Raw genomic sequence first — 214 nt, 5'->3', positions numbered from 1 at the left:
ATGCGCAGGAGGGTGGTGAACCGGGTGATGAGTTGTTCGATGGTTTCCCGGTCGAAAACGTCGGTGGCGTATTCGACGTACCCGACATATCCGAGGGGATGGTTCCCGTCGCGGGGTAGTTCCGAAAGGTTGAAGAGCAGTTCGAACTTGGCCGTGCCAGACGAAATCGGCTCGAAGTCGATCTTGATATCGCCGAGGGCGAAGGTCGGGTAGA

Annotated in this window: 1 protein-coding gene; it reads right to left on the bottom strand. The window is 57.5% G+C overall.

What is annotated here, in order from left to right; genetic code table 11:
* On the bottom strand, positions 1 to 214 hold a 214-nt coding region (locus tag H4N64_RS44330), incomplete at both ends, for a hypothetical protein (RefSeq protein ID WP_186288283.1).

The organism is Streptomyces cupreus (assembly GCF_014257025.1).
Classification (GTDB): domain Bacteria; phylum Actinomycetota; class Actinomycetes; order Streptomycetales; family Streptomycetaceae; genus Streptomyces; species Streptomyces cupreus.
This window is presented reverse-complemented; position numbering and strand designations above follow the sequence as displayed.